The sequence below is a fragment of the Amycolatopsis sp. lyj-23 genome (assembly GCF_046549135.1).
In the GTDB taxonomy this organism is placed as follows: Bacteria; Actinomycetota; Actinomycetes; order Mycobacteriales; family Pseudonocardiaceae; genus Amycolatopsis.
Genome location: NZ_JAJPWN010000003.1, coordinates 56,566 through 68,601, shown reverse-complemented (window position 1 = coordinate 68,601; position 12,036 = coordinate 56,566). Strand labels below are relative to the sequence as shown.

The following is a 12,036-nucleotide window of genomic DNA, read 5'->3' as shown; positions in this document are numbered from 1 at the left end:
GGGTGTGGACGCCGGGCTGCTCGGGCGCGCGGCCGCGATGTTCGCGGTGACGAACGTCGACGACCTGGTGCTGCTGGCCGTGTTCTTCGGCCAGGCGGCCGGCCGTCGCGGCGAGCTCAAGGTGGTGGCCGGGCAGTTCCTGGGCTTCGCGGCGATCTTGACGGTGTCGGTGGCGGGTGCGCTGGGTGCCGGCCTGCTGCCGGACGGGACGGTCCGCTGGCTGGGTGTGCTGCCGGTGCTGCTCGGCATCCGGGCGGCGTGGCGGGCGCGGAACCGGGACGACGACGAGCCGTCACCGGCGACGGGCGTGCTCGGGATCGCCGTGGTGTGCTTCGCGAACGGCGGGGACAACGTCGGCGTGTACGTCCCGGCGTTCGCCGCCACCGGGCCCGCGGGTCTGGCGGGTTACGTCGTGGTGTTCCTGGTTGGTGTGGCGGTGTGGTGTCTCGCGGGCCGGTTCCTGGCCACCCGGCCGGGCATCGCGCGGGTGCTCGGGCGGTGGGGCCACGTCGTGCTGCCGGTGGTGCTGATCGCGCTCGGTGTGCTGATCCTGACGGGCGCCTTCTGACCCCGTGGTGTGCCGGTCAGAGCCGTGACGCCGACCGGACCAGCCCGGCCAGGGTGCGGGAGCGGCTGTGCGCCGGCCAGACGATGTGCGTGGTGACCGGGGGAGCGTCGGTCAGTGGAACGGCGGCGTGTTCCTCCCACAGCCACGTGCGAGCCGACTCGGGGAACACCGTCATGGTCCGGCCGAGCGCGATCAGCTGGGCCAGCTGCGTCTGGTCGTGGACTTCGGGTCCCGGGCCCGGCGGGTAGCTGTCGTGGCGGGACCAGCGGGCGAGCGGAAGCTCCGGGACGTCCGCGATTTCCGCCATCGACAACGATTTGCGCGCCGCGAGGGGATGTTTCGCGGGCAGGATGGCCACCTGCCCCTCCGTCGTCAGTTCGACGCTGTCGAACCCGGCGAGGGAGTTGAACGGCGTGTGCATCAGCGCCACGTCGGCGCGGCCGTCGCGCAGCATGCTCTCCTGCTCGCACAGGCCACTCGGCAGGACCTCGATCTCGGCCGCTCCCGGCTCGGCCGCGTAGGCGTCGAGCAGCTTGTTCAACAGCTCGTGGAACGCGCCGGCCTTCACCGCCAGCACCAGCCGATCGCGGCCACCGCCCCGATCGCCTGCCCGGCGGGTCCGGCGCACGGCGGCCGCCGCCGCGTCGAGCGTCGCGCGGCCTTCCTCCAGCAGGACCTCGCCGGCGCCGGTCAGCAGCACACCGCGGCGGTTGCGCTCCAGCAGGGTGACGCCGAGGCGCCGCTCGAGCTGCTGGATCGCCCGGGACAGCGGGGGCTGCGCGATGCCGAGCCGCTCGGCGGCCCGCCCGAAGTGCAGTTCCTCGGCCACCGCGACGAAGTAACGCAGCTCCCGGGTCTCCACGGTGTCCATGCCTCATCGTACCTCGCGCTGATACCCCACGAGTATCACAGCTCACCGGATCGGTGTTGGCCGCTGCCCCCGGCCGCGCCGGATCATCGACGCCATGAGCACGAACACCGTTTCCCTGCCCGGCGGGACCTGGACCCTCGGCGACCTGACCACCACCCGGTTCGGCTACGGCGCCATGCAGCTGGCCGGCCCCGGGGTCATGGGGCCGCCGTCCGACCGCGACGGCGCGCTCGCCGTCCTGCGCAAGGCCGTCGACCTCGGCATCACCCACATCGACACCTCCGGCGTCTACGGCCCGCGCGTCACCAACGAGCTGATCCGCGAAGCGCTGCACCCCTACCCGGAGTCGCTGCACATCGTCACCAAGGTCGGCGCGCGCCGCGACGAGCAGGGCGGCTGGCCGCCCGCCCGCCGGCCCGCGGATCTGCGCGAGGCCGTCCAGGAGGACCTGGAAACCCTCGGCCTGGAGCGGCTCGACCTGGTCAACCTCCGGCTCGGCAACGCACTCGGGCCACAGCCGGGCTCGCTCGCCGAGGCGTTCGAAACGCTGGTCGAGCTCCAGCAGCAGGGCCTGATCCGGCACCTCGGCGTCTCCAACGCGACCGCCGAGCAGGTCGCCGAGGCCCGGTCGATCGCGCCGATCGTCTGCGTGCAGAACATGTACAACCTCGCCCACCGCCACGACGACCACCTGATCGACGAACTGGCCGGCGACGGCATCGCCTACGTTCCGTTCTTCCCGCTCGGCGGCTTCAGCCCCCTGCAGTCCTCGGCGCTGTCAGCCGTCGCCACGCGCCTGAACACGGCACCGATGTCGGTCGCCCTGGCCTGGCTGCTGCAGCGCTCGCCGAACATCCTGCTCATCCCCGGCACCTCGTCGGTGACGCACCTGACGGAGAACGTGGCGGGTGCGGGGATCGCCCTGTCCGACGACGACGTGCGCGAGCTGGACGAGATCGCCGCCGGATAACCGCCGGCGCCGCGGGCCCGGCCCGGATCGGGCCCGCTCAGCCGCGGCGCGCGTTCTGCAGCGCGAGGCCGCGGGGGGTGGCCAAGCGGGTGAGCAACGCGAACGCGCCGTCGCACGCCAGCGCCAGCACCACGGCCGCCAGGCCGCCCGCGAAGATGGCTCCGTAGCCCTGCGCCCCCAGCGCGAAGCCGTCGACGATGTAGCGGCCCAGTCCGCCGCCGTCGTTGACGATCGCGCCGATCGCCACCGTCGCGATCAGCTGGAGGAAGGCCACCCGGGCGCCCGCCAGGAGCACCGGGGACGCCAGCGGGAGCTCGAGGCGCAGCATGATCTGCCACTCGCGGTAGCCCGTTCCGCGGGCCGCGTCGATCGTCTCCTGCTCCAGCGTCACCACGCCCGCGTACGTGTTCGTGAACAACGGCGGCATCGCCAGCGCGACCAGGGCCAGCAGCAACGGCCAGAACGTCGTGTCGACCTCCCAGCGGCTCGCCAGGAACCAGAACAGGATGATCAGCCCGAAGCTCGGGATCGCACGGCCGATGTTCACCGCGCTGCTCGCGAGGAACGCGCCGCGGCGGTAGTGGGCCAGCCACAGCGCCGCCGGGATCGTCAGCACCGCCGCGATCAGCAGGGCCAGCAGGGAAAACCTGAGGTGCTCCAGCGTGCGGTAGGGGACGCCGGCCTTGTCGGTCCAGCTCCAGCGGTTCGGGTCCGCGAGCCACGCGTTCAGCTGGTCCAGGAAGCTCATCGCGCCCGCACCTTCCGCGACCACGGCGCCAGCACGCGTTCGCCCAGCCACAGCACCAGATCGACCGCCACCGCCAGGACGACCGACAGGGCCATGCCGACGATGATCTCCGTCGGGTTGGGGGTCGCCGTCTGGATGCCCGCGCGGATGAAGTAGCCCAGGCCGCCGAGGCCGAGCATCGAGGTGACCGTCACCAGGCCGATCGTGGTCACCGCCGCGACGCGCAGGCCGGCGATCACCACCGGCAGGGCGAGGGGCAGCTCGATCTGCCACAGCAGCCTGCCGCGCGTGTACCCCATGCCGACCGCCGCCTCGCGGACCTCGTTCGGCACCTGGTCGACGCCGGTGACGATGTTGCGGACCAGGATGAGCAGCGTGTACGTCGCGAGCGGGATCATCGCGGTGAGGAACGTCAGCCCGAAGAACGGCACCAGCACCGCGAACGCGCCCAGGCTCGGGATCACGTACAGTGCGCCCGCTGTGCCCAGGATCACCGGGTACGACCAGCGGTAACGCAGGGAAAGCACGGCGAGCCCGACGGAGACCACCAGGCCGACGCCGAGTGCGGCACCGGTCAGCGAGATGTGCTCGACGAAGCGCTGGACGATGGCGTCGGCGTTGCGGTCCACCCACCTCCACTGGAAGATCGGCGGCCCGCTTTCGGCGGCCAGCGGCGTCACCGCGGTCACGTGCACGGCCCGACCCTACCCCGATCGGGCCCAAATATTCCGCGGAGTGGGAATTCCGCGGTCAATCTCCCACGATGTGGATTCTTGTCGGAGAGCGGCGCTAGGGTCCTTTCGTCTGTTCGAGTGACGAGGGAGTGGGGATTCGTGCGCTGGTTCCGGAACGCGTCCGTGGTGGCGGTGGCCGTCGCGGCGACGCTGGGCTTGGCCGCCTGTGGTGGCGGCAGCGACAGCGGTGACAAGCCCGCCGCGCAGAGCAAGGGCGGGGCGCCGATCGTCGTCGCGTCCTTCAACTTCACCGACAGCCAGATCCTCGCCGAGATCTACGCGCAGGCGCTGGAGGCCAAGGGCTACCCGGTGACGCGGAAGCTGAACCTGGGTTCGCGGGAGCTGATCTACCCGTCGCTGAAGTCCGGTGAGCTGCAGTTCATCCCGGAGTACCAGGGTGCGGCGATCACCACCGGCTTCGGCAAGGAGGCGGGCAAGACCGCGCAGGAGGAGCACGAGCAGCTGGCGAAGCTGTTCGAGCCCACCGGCGTCGGCCTGCTGAACTTCGCGCCCGCCGAGGACAAGAACACCTACATCATCAAGTCCGACCTGGCCAAGGAAAAGGGCATCGCGTCGATCAGCGACCTGAAGAAGCTCGACAAGGTCGTGATGGCGGGCCCGCCGGAGTGCGAGAAGCGCCTCCCGTGCTTCAAGGGCTTCACCGACGTCTACAAGCTGACCAACATCACCTTCCAGACGATCCAGGAGGCCGGGCCGCGGGTCCAGCAGCTCAAGTCCGGGGCCGTCACGGTCATCCCGGTCGACTCGGTCAGCCCGCTGACCGGTGACTCGAACTACACGGTGCTCAAGGACGACCAGAACATCGTGCCGACCGAGAACGTCGTGCCCGCGGTGAACAAGAAGGTGCTCGACGAGCGCGGAGCGGACTTCGCCACCGTCGTGAACGCGGTCAGCGCGAAGCTGACGACCGACGTCATGCGTGACCTGAACAAGCGCGTCGACTCCGACGGCGAACGGGCCGAGGACGTCGCGAAGGACTGGCTGGGCAAGGCCGGGCTCTGAGCTAGGCGGTCCCGCTGACGACCCAGGCCCGGGCCGTCAGCGGGATCGAGCCGTCCGGGTTCGCCGGCAGGCGCTCGCGCAGCAGCTCGCGGATCCGGTCGCGCCGGGCCTCGGGGAGCGTCGCCAGGTAAACCGGCGCCGGGCCCTGCGCGCCGAGGAACGGCTGCCAGTAGTCGTCGAAGTCCCGGAACACCGTCGGGATCGTGATTTCGCCGACCGACACCGCCGCGAAGCCCGCCTCCGTCCAGAGCCGGCGCAGCGGCTCCGGGCGGCACAGCGTGAACTTGCGGCCCTCGTCCAGCTCGGCGACCGGCTCCGGGTCGAGCTCGGCGGCCGCGTCCCAGAACCGCCGGATCAGCTCCATGCCTTCGGCGAGGTCCCAGAAGTACGCCGCGGCCCGGCCGCCCGGCGCGGTGACCCGCGCGATCTCCGCCGCCGCGCGGGCCGGCTCGGGGACGAAGTTCAGCACCAGGCCCGAAACGACCACGTCGAACCGGGCGTCCGGGAACGGCAGCGAGCGCGCGTCGGCGAGCGTGAACGTCGCCCGCGGATCGGTCACGTCCGCGCGAGCCGTCGTCAGGAACCCCTCGGACGGGTCGGCGCCGACGACTTCGGCCGGGTCGGCCGCCGCCAGCACCGCCGCCGTCAGCGCGCCCGTGCCGCAGCCGACGTCGAGCCAGCGGCGGCCCGCGGGAGCGCCGAGCTGCCGGACGAACGTCGGCGCGATCCGGCGGCTCCACCGTCCGATGTAGGCCTCGTAAGCGCCGCCTGACTCCCACATGGCACGCAGTACAGCACAAAAACCGCTGGTCAGTCCTTCGCGAGGTCGTCGGTGGCGGTGTGACCGGCTGACGTCGTCCGGCGCAGGAACCCGGCGATCAGCTCGAGCTCGTCCTCGCTGTAGCCGGCGCAGAGCTCGTCCATCGCGGTGTTCATCCCCGCGTACAGCCGGAACAGCTCCCCGGTGCGGCCACGGACCGCCCGCACGGTGACCGACCGCCGGTCGGCCGCCTCGGGGTCGCGTTCCCGGACGATCCAGCCGCCCTTCTGCAGCCGGTCGAGGATGCCGGTCATCGTCGCCGGGTGCAGCCCGGCCCGGCGGGCGAGCGCGCTCGGGCCGAGCGGGCCGTGCCGGGCGATCAGCTCCAGGCAGTCGAGGTCGACGTCCTTCAGCGCCAGCTGCGCGCTGACCTGGTGGTTCAGCAGCGAAAGCTGGTTGCGCAGCTCGCGCAGCGCGTCCTTCACCGCCACGGTCGACCGGCGGTGCGCTCCCGAACCCATGCCGGGCAGCCTAACCGCCGAGCGCCATCCGCGTGTACGCGCGGACGTCGGCGTCCGAGTCGGTTCGGCGGCCCCGGAGCTGCTCGGCCACCGACGGCTCGGCCGCCCACTTGCCCAGCGCCTGGACGGCCGCGCGCCGCACGTTCGGGTGCTCGTCGGCCAGCGCGGCCAGCAGCGGCTCCGACGGCGACGCCAGTGCGCCCAGCGCCGTGGCCGCCCCGCGCCGCACCTGCCAGGCGGGGTCGGCGAGCGCCGCCGCCGCGAGGCCCGCGAGGCCGCCGCCGCACCCGAGGTCGGCCGCCGCGGTCAACGCGGCCGCGCGGACCAGCGGGTCCGGGTCGGCGGCCAGTGCCGAGACCGTGCCGGTCGAGCGCGGGTCGCCGATCGTGCCCAGCCCGGCCGCCACCGCGACCCGGACCTCACGCGCGGCGTCCGCGGCCGCGTGGGCCAGCGCCGAAGCGGCGTCGAGGGACACCAGCCCCCGCACCGCTTCCAGCCGGACCGCGACCGCCGGGTCCGCGAGCGACGCCGAGAACCGCGGTTCGTCGCCGAGCCGCAGCGCGCGCAGGACGTCGAGCGCGACCGAGCGCACGTCCGCGTCGGCCACCGACAGCGCCGACCGCAGCCCGTCGCCCAGCGCGGACGTCGGCGGCAGCACCTCCACCAGCTCCCGCAGGCCGGCCGCCGCCGCGGCGCGGACCCGCGCGTCGACGTCGTGCAACGCCGTGACCAGCGCCGGCCCGAAGCCGTCCGGCGCCGACTCGGTGAGCACCGCGATCGCCGTGGTGCGGACCTCGGCGTCCGCATCGGACAGGTAAGAAGACAGCACGGCGAGCGAAGGCTGCTCCTCGGCCAAGGCGACGACTTCGAGCACCCGCGGTGCCGAGTGCGTCCGTGCCGGAGCGACCGTGGCCACGTCCGGGGGCGTGTGCCCGCTGAACGCCGTGTGGGTGCCGAGGACCTCGGCCTCGAACTCCGGCACGGCGAACTCCGGCACCGGCACGACGTAGGGCGCCACCGGCCGCTTGACGAACTCCATCTCCCCGGACGGCGTCTTGCGCAGGTCCAGGTGCGCGAGCCAGGAGACGTCGTCGCGGCCCGGGTGGTCGGTGCGGTCGTGGTAGAGCCCCCACCGGCTCTCGGTCCGCACCAGCGACGCCCGCGCCGCCATTTCGGCGCAGTCGCGGATGAACGTCACTTCGGCGCAGCGCATCAGCTCGTGCGGCGTCCGGGCGCCCATGCCCGCGATCTCCGCGGACATCCGCGCGAACGTCTCCAGGGCGATCTCCAGCTTCGCCGTCGTCTTCGGCGGTGCCACGTAGTCGTTGACGAACCGGCGCAGCTTGTACTCCACCTGCTGCTGCGGCGGCCCGTCCGGAGTGGACAGTGGCCGGTAGATCAGCTCGTGCGCCGCGGCCACCTGGTCCTCCGGCAGGGGAACGAGCGGCCGCAGGGAACCCGAGGCGTGCGCGCCGGCGAGGTCGCCGTAGACGAAGGCGCCGATCATGTAGTTGTGCGGCACGCAGGCGAGGTCGCCCGCGGCGTACAGGCCCGGGACCGTCGTCGCGCCGTTCTCGTCCACCCGGACGCCGGACGCCGAATGGCCGCCGCACAGCCCGATCTCCGAGATGTGCATCTCGACGTCGTGCGTGCGGTAGTCGTGGCCGCGGGTGGCGTGGAACGTCCCGCGCGTCGGGCGTTCGGTCGTGTGCAGGATGTTCTCCAGCGCGCCGAGCGTCTCTTCGGGCAGGTGCGTCAGCTTGAGGTAGATGGGCCCGCGCGCCGACGAGATCTCGCGGGCGACCTCGGCCATCATCTGCCCGGACCAGTAGTCGCAGTCGACGAAGCGGTCGCCGGCCGCGTTGACCTGGTAGCCGCCGAACGGGTTGGCGACGTAGGCGCAGGCCGGTCCGTTGTAGTCCTTGATCAGCGGGTTGATCTGGAAGCACTCGATCCCGGACAGCTCGGCGCCCGCGTGGTAGGCCATCGCGTACCCGTCGCCGGCGTTGGTCGGGTTCTCGTACGTCCCGTAGAGGTAGCCGCTCGACGGCAGGCCCAGCCGTCCGCACGGGCCGGTCGCCAGGACCACCGCGGACGCCGAAACCGTGACGAACTCGCCGGTCCGGGTGTTGAAGCCGGCGGCGCCGACCGCGCGCCCGCCCGAGGTGAGCACCCGCACCGGCATCACGCGGTTCTCGATCGTGATGCGCTCGCGCATGTGCTTCTGCCGCAGCACGCGGTAGAGCACCTTCTTGATGTCCTTGCCCTCCGGCATCGGCAGCACGTAACTGCCGGACCGGTGCACGCGCCGGACGGCGTACTCGCCGTACTCGTCCTTTTCGAACTTGACGCCGTACTTCTCCAGCCGCTGCACCATGGCGAACCCGCGTCGCGCGGTCTGGTACACAGTGGACTGGTCGACGACACCGTCGTTGGCCCGGGTGATCTCGGCGACGTAGTCCTCCGGTGTCGCCTTGCCCGGGATGACCGCGTTGTTCACGCCGTCCATGCCCATGGCCAGCGCCCCCGAGTGCCGGACGTGCGCCTTCTCCAGCAGCAGCACGTTCGCGCCGTTCTCGGCGGCGGTCAGCGCGGCCATGGTCCCGGCCGTGCCGCCGCCGATGACCAGGACGTCGGTCTCGAAGTGCGTCCGGGTGGACAGCGGGGGAGCTTCGAACGTCATGCCGCCACCAGCCCGTCCAGGACCTCGGCGCGTTCGGCGGGCACGGCGGGCTCGGCCGTCCGCGGCCGCGACGACTCCACGACCTTCGCCAGCCGCCCGTCGCGGGTCAGCACCGCGACGCGGTCGGCCAGGAACAGTGCTTCGTCGACGTCGTGGGTCACGAACACCACGGTCGTCGGCCGCTTGCGCCAGACGTCCACGAGCAGCCGCTGCATCGCCGTGCGGGTCTGGGCGTCCAGCGCGCCGAACGGCTCGTCGGCCAGGATCACCCGTGGCGACCCGGCGAGCGTGCGGGCCAGCTGGACGCGCTGGCGCATGCCGCCGGACAGCTCGCGAGGCAGGTGGTCCTCGTAGCCGGTCAGGCCGACCTGGGACAGCCAGGACTCGGCTTCCACGCGCCGCCGCGCCCGCGGGACGCGCCGGATGGACAGCGGCAGTTCGACGTTCCGGCGCACCGAACGCCACGGCAGCAGCCCGTCGTCCTGGAACACCAGCGCCCGCTCGGCGGACGTGCCGGTCACCGGCGTGCCCGCGCTGAGCACGCGCCCGGACGTCGCCGGGAGCAAGCCCGCGAGCGTGCGCAGGAGCGTCGACTTGCCACAGCCCGAAGGCCCGGTGACCGCGAGGATCTCGGCGTCGGCAACGGCCAGGTCGATGCCGGCGAGCACCGCCCGCTGTCCGTAGTGGACGGTCAGGTTCTCGATGCGCAGGCTCATGCGTTCTCCCCTCGCGGCAGCCAGCGGGTGGCGCGGCGGCCCAGCAGTTCGACGGCGGCCGAGGTGACCCAGCCGAGCAGGCCGATGGTGAGCATCCCGACGATCACGCCGGGGTAGTCGACGACGGTGTAGGCCTGCCAGGTCCGGTAGCCGACGCCGAACTCGCCGGAGATCATCTCCGCCGAGATCACGCAGATCCACGAAACGCCCATGCCGACGGACAACCCGCCGAACACGCCGGGCAGCGCGCCCGGCAGCACGACGTTCCACAGCACCCGCCGCCGCGAGCCGCCCATCGTGCGGATCGCGTCCTCCCAGACCACCGGCAGCGCGCGCACCGCGTGCCGCGTGCTCACGACCACCGGGAAGAACGCGGCGACGAAGGTGATGAAGACGATGCCCTGCTCGTTGCTGGGGAACAGCAGGATCGCGATCGGGACCATCGCGATGGCCGGGATCGGCCGCAGCACCTCCAGGAGCGGCTGGACGACGTCGGACGTGCCGCGCGAGCGGGCGATCGCCGTGCCGAGGCCGATCCCGAACACCGCGGCCAGCGCGAAGCCGGTGACGATCCGGCGCAGCGAGTCGAGCAGGTCCTGGTAGTAGACCGCGGTGCCGAGCTGGTAGCCGAAGTCGCGGGCCACCTCGACCGGCGTGGGCAGGCGGTCGAAGTGCAGCCACAGGTCGACGTCGAACGCCGTCAGCAGCTCCCACACCACCAGTGCGGCGACGATGCTGCCGGCCCGGACGGCGAGCCGGCTGAACCGCCGTCTCGGTGGCGCTGGTGGGGCTTCCGTGGTGGCGGGTTCCTGCTCGAGGGTCTGGGTCATCGGGACTCCTCCACGGCTTGCGCGTAGCTGACGATCGCGCCGGGGTGTCCGGCGAGGTGGACGCGGGCGCCGTCTTCGGTGGTGAACGGCAGCAGCGCGCCGCCCGCGTCGCGCACCCAGACGGCCTTGTCCGCGAACCAGCGGGTGCCCGTGGCCGCATCGGGGACGTAGGCCGCGCGGACCGCTTTTCCGGCGTGCGCCACGGCTTTGAGCAGACACGCCGGCGTCGCCGCGGGGTGCGTCGCGGTCTCCCCGGCGAGCCACAGCTCGCCCGCGGTGCGCGGATCGGTGACCGGTTCCGAGCACGTCGTGTCGAAGCCCGTCACCGGGGCCGGGTTGTCCAAAGAGGACACCGCGGTGTCGTAGGCCGGGCCGTAGACCTCCCGCAGGTAGCGGTCGTCGACGAACGCGCCGAGGTCGAGCCGCTTGATGTTGCCGATCGAGCGCAGGAAGGGCGCGTCGGTCTCCAGGGCGCTGAGCAGCGGGCGCTTCAGCGGCAGGTCGAAGGTGACCAGGCCGCCGGCGCCGTTGTAGAGGTAGACGACCTCGGGCGGCAGCTTCGTGGCGGACGCGACCTTCAGCGCCGCGTCCATCGGGTGCCGGTGCAGGTAGTCCGTCGCGTCGCGCTGCGCGCGCAGGAACTCCGCCACGACGTCGTGGTGACTGTCCGCATAGGACTCGCGGACGACCACGCCGTGCCACGTCGGCAGGTTCAGCGCCGAGCCGTCGTAGAGCAGCCGCGCCTGGTTCGCGAAGACCAGCTGCCCCGGCCACGCGACGAACTGCCCGAGCGCGTCGACCGAGCCGGACAGCAGCCCGGACGCGCCGACCGCGGGCGCCTGGTTCTGCAGGTGGACGTCGCCGGTGCCGATGCCGATGTTCTGCAGGGCGTGCACGGTGGTGCCGTGCCCGGCCGAGCCGGTGCTGGCCGAGATCTTCTTGCCGCGCAGGTCGGCCAGGGTGTGCGCGGGCGAGTTCGGCGGCACGACGACCATGTTCAGCGCGCCCAGCAGGTTGTACCCGGTGGCCGCGACCAGCTTGGTGTGGCCGTCGCCGAACTCCTGGGTGCGGGAACCGTTGATGAGCAACGGGTAGTCGCCCATCGAGCCGATGTCGATCTTGCCCGCGACCATCTGCGCGGTGATCGGGGCGCCGGTCGAGTAGTCCTGCCAGGTGACGTGGTAGCGCTTGCCGTCCCGCTTGCCGAGTGCGGTCAGGCGCTGCTCGAAGTACCCCAGGGAGCGCAGCAGCGTGCCCGCGGTGACGGTGTTGATCGTCTTCGACTGGTAGCCGAGCACGACGTCGACATCGGTGGCCGACGCCGCGTTCGCGGTGCAGCCCGCGGCCAGCAACGCGGCGGCGAGCAGGAGCCGGGCCCCTTTCACCGCAGCAGGTAGGGCATGTTGATGGTCACCGCGCCGGTCGGGCACCGGGCCGCGCACGGCCCGCAGTACCAGCACTCGTCGACGTGCATGTACGCCTTGTCGGTGTCCGGGTCGATGGCCAGCGAGTCGAGCGGGCACATGTCGACGCAGAGGCGGCAGCCGTCGAGGCACTTCGACTCGTCGATCGTCACCGGGACGTCGACCCGGCTCGGCACGAGGGGCATGGC

At 72.2% G+C, this 12,036-nt stretch carries 13 protein-coding genes; 3 read left to right on the top strand and 10 right to left on the bottom strand.

Annotated features, from left to right (window positions below):
* Window positions 1–4 precede the first annotated feature (4 nt).
* Window positions 5–568: a cadmium resistance transporter gene (locus tag ACLJPY_RS06295; protein ID WP_410587077.1), complete on the top strand. Its 564-nt coding sequence runs from the start codon at window positions 5–7 to the stop codon at window positions 566–568.
* 16 nt (window positions 569–584) lie between these two features.
* Here the strand turns inward: ACLJPY_RS06295 and ACLJPY_RS06290 are convergent, their stop codons facing one another.
* A complete protein-coding gene (locus ACLJPY_RS06290; protein ID WP_410587076.1) occupies window positions 585–1,439 on the bottom strand; it encodes a LysR family transcriptional regulator in 855 nt (284 codons plus the stop codon).
* A gap of 94 nt (window positions 1,440–1,533) precedes the next feature.
* On the opposite strand from ACLJPY_RS06290, the gene ACLJPY_RS06285 reads away from it, so the two are divergent.
* Window positions 1,534–2,409: an aldo/keto reductase family oxidoreductase gene (locus ACLJPY_RS06285; RefSeq protein WP_410587075.1), complete on the top strand. Its 876-nt coding sequence runs from the start codon at window positions 1,534–1,536 to the stop codon at window positions 2,407–2,409.
* Window positions 2,410–2,446: 37 nt separating this feature from the next.
* On the opposite strand, the gene ACLJPY_RS06280 is transcribed toward ACLJPY_RS06285, so the two are convergent.
* Together ACLJPY_RS06280 and ACLJPY_RS06275 are read right to left on the bottom strand one after the other, a co-directional pair.
* Window positions 2,447–3,157 carry an ABC transporter permease gene (locus ACLJPY_RS06280; protein ID WP_410587074.1) on the bottom strand — a complete coding sequence of 237 codons (711 nt, stop codon included), beginning with the start codon at window positions 3,155–3,157 and terminating at the stop codon, window positions 2,447–2,449.
* Window positions 3,154–3,852: an ABC transporter permease gene (locus tag ACLJPY_RS06275; protein ID WP_410587073.1), complete on the bottom strand. Its 699-nt coding sequence runs from the start codon at window positions 3,850–3,852 to the stop codon at window positions 3,154–3,156. The genes ACLJPY_RS06280 and ACLJPY_RS06275 overlap by 4 nt, the downstream gene beginning before the upstream one ends.
* A 138-nt stretch (window positions 3,853–3,990) precedes the next feature.
* On the opposite strand from ACLJPY_RS06275, the gene ACLJPY_RS06270 reads away from it, so the two are divergent.
* Window positions 3,991–4,914 carry an ABC transporter substrate-binding protein gene (locus tag ACLJPY_RS06270; protein WP_410587072.1) on the top strand — a complete coding sequence of 308 codons (924 nt, stop codon included), beginning with the start codon at window positions 3,991–3,993 and terminating at the stop codon, window positions 4,912–4,914.
* A gap of 1 nt (window position 4,915) precedes the next feature.
* Here the strand turns inward: ACLJPY_RS06270 and ACLJPY_RS06265 are convergent, their stop codons facing one another.
* Genes ACLJPY_RS06265 through ACLJPY_RS06235 form a run of 7 tightly spaced genes read right to left on the bottom strand, consistent with a single transcriptional unit; the run spans window position 4,916 to window position 12,033 of the window.
* Window positions 4,916–5,695 (bottom strand): class I SAM-dependent methyltransferase, encoded by a 780-nt coding sequence (locus ACLJPY_RS06265; RefSeq protein ID WP_410587071.1) that lies wholly within the window; start codon window positions 5,693–5,695, stop codon window positions 4,916–4,918.
* A gap of 29 nt (window positions 5,696–5,724) precedes the next feature.
* Window positions 5,725–6,195 (bottom strand): MarR family transcriptional regulator, encoded by a 471-nt coding sequence (locus tag ACLJPY_RS06260; RefSeq protein ID WP_410587070.1) that lies wholly within the window; start codon window positions 6,193–6,195, stop codon window positions 5,725–5,727.
* 10 nt (window positions 6,196–6,205) lie between these two features.
* Window positions 6,206–8,878 carry a fumarate reductase/succinate dehydrogenase flavoprotein subunit gene (locus tag ACLJPY_RS06255; RefSeq protein WP_410587069.1) on the bottom strand — a complete coding sequence of 891 codons (2,673 nt, stop codon included), beginning with the start codon at window positions 8,876–8,878 and terminating at the stop codon, window positions 6,206–6,208.
* Complete coding sequence (locus ACLJPY_RS06250; RefSeq protein WP_410587068.1) at window positions 8,875–9,594, bottom strand: ABC transporter ATP-binding protein; 720 nt, start codon at window positions 9,592–9,594, stop codon at window positions 8,875–8,877. Before ACLJPY_RS06250 ends, ACLJPY_RS06255 begins: the two co-directional genes overlap by 4 nt.
* The gene (locus tag ACLJPY_RS06245; RefSeq protein WP_410587067.1) at window positions 9,591–10,424 is read right to left on the bottom strand and encodes an ABC transporter permease; all 834 of its coding nucleotides are present in this window, start codon (window positions 10,422–10,424) and stop codon (window positions 9,591–9,593) included. Before ACLJPY_RS06245 ends, ACLJPY_RS06250 begins: the two co-directional genes overlap by 4 nt.
* The gene (locus tag ACLJPY_RS06240) at window positions 10,421–11,809 is read right to left on the bottom strand and encodes an ABC transporter substrate-binding protein (RefSeq protein ID WP_410587066.1); all 1,389 of its coding nucleotides are present in this window, start codon (window positions 11,807–11,809) and stop codon (window positions 10,421–10,423) included. The genes ACLJPY_RS06245 and ACLJPY_RS06240 overlap by 4 nt, the downstream gene beginning before the upstream one ends.
* A complete protein-coding gene (locus ACLJPY_RS06235; protein ID WP_176173465.1) occupies window positions 11,806–12,033 on the bottom strand; it encodes a ferredoxin family protein in 228 nt (75 codons plus the stop codon). The genes ACLJPY_RS06240 and ACLJPY_RS06235 overlap by 4 nt, the downstream gene beginning before the upstream one ends.
* Between the last annotated feature and the right edge of the window lie 3 nt (window positions 12,034–12,036).

Excerpts from the sequence above, each read along its gene's own strand:
- ACLJPY_RS06290 (WP_410587076.1), bottom strand. The coding sequence starts at position 1,439 with ATGGACACCGTGGAGACCCGGGAGCTGCGTTACTTCGTCGCGGTGGCC.
- ACLJPY_RS06285 (WP_410587075.1), top strand. The coding sequence starts at position 1,534 with ATGAGCACGAACACCGTTTCCCTGCCCGGCGGGACCTGGACCCTCGGC.
- ACLJPY_RS06280 (WP_410587074.1), bottom strand. The coding sequence starts at position 3,157 with ATGAGCTTCCTGGACCAGCTGAACGCGTGGCTCGCGGACCCGAACCGC.
- ACLJPY_RS06265 (WP_410587071.1), bottom strand. The coding sequence starts at position 5,695 with ATGTGGGAGTCAGGCGGCGCTTACGAGGCCTACATCGGACGGTGGAGC.
- ACLJPY_RS06260 (WP_410587070.1), bottom strand. The coding sequence starts at position 6,195 with ATGGGTTCGGGAGCGCACCGCCGGTCGACCGTGGCGGTGAAGGACGCG.
- ACLJPY_RS06255 (WP_410587069.1), bottom strand. The coding sequence starts at position 8,878 with ATGACGTTCGAAGCTCCCCCGCTGTCCACCCGGACGCACTTCGAGACC.
- ACLJPY_RS06250 (WP_410587068.1), bottom strand. The coding sequence starts at position 9,594 with ATGAGCCTGCGCATCGAGAACCTGACCGTCCACTACGGACAGCGGGCG.
- ACLJPY_RS06245 (WP_410587067.1), bottom strand. The coding sequence starts at position 10,424 with ATGACCCAGACCCTCGAGCAGGAACCCGCCACCACGGAAGCCCCACCA.
- ACLJPY_RS06235 (WP_176173465.1), bottom strand. The coding sequence starts at position 12,033 with ATGCCCCTCGTGCCGAGCCGGGTCGACGTCCCGGTGACGATCGACGAG.